1 pseudogene is annotated in these 638 nt (G+C 69.6%); it reads right to left on the bottom strand.

What is annotated here, in order from left to right:
* Positions 1 to 70 precede the first annotated feature (70 nt).
* A pseudogene (locus ENZ75_RS33585) lies at positions 71 to 638 on the bottom strand (MFS transporter); the annotation flags it as partial.

Raw genomic sequence — 638 nt, 5'->3', positions numbered from 1 at the left:
GGATGAGATCGCCGCGCTGGATTTTGATCTGCCGCCGGCCACGCCCTAAGGCCAGCGTTTGCCAAAGACTCTACTCGGCAGGCATTTCTACAGGCCGAGCCGCCCAGCGGCCGGCGACCACGACGCCAAGCCCGACGATCGGGAAGATCGCGGCGACCAGGCCGAGATCGGCCGGCGCGCCGTAGCGCAGCACGGCACCACCGACCACGGCACCCAGCGCCACGCCGAGATAGAGCGCCGAGGCGTTGAGCGACAGCACGATCGGGGCGGCATCGGGCGCCAGCTTGATGATGCGGCTCGCCTGCGCCGGCGGGAACGCCCAGCCGACGATGCCCCACGGCACCATCATCGCCATCAGCGCCGGCCCGGCAATATGGTGCGGCAGGAAGGTCGGGATGACCGACAATAAGACCAGCATGCCGGCACTCAGCGCCAGCGACCAGCCGACGGTGCGGGTCGCACCGAACCGGTCGGCGGCCTGGCCGCCGCCAATGTTGCCGATGACGGCGCCGACGCCGAAGGCGAGCAGCATGCCGGGCAGCGCGATCTGGCTGAGACCGCCGCCCTCGATGGCAAGCGGCGCGACATAGGCAAAGACGGTGAAGGCGCCGATCAGCGCCAGCACTGTCGTCAACCTG

The organism is Mesorhizobium sp. M7A.F.Ca.CA.002.04.1.1 (genome assembly GCF_004022805.1).
Taxonomy (GTDB): domain Bacteria; phylum Pseudomonadota; class Alphaproteobacteria; order Rhizobiales; family Rhizobiaceae; genus Mesorhizobium; species Mesorhizobium ciceri.
This window is presented reverse-complemented; position numbering and strand designations above follow the sequence as displayed.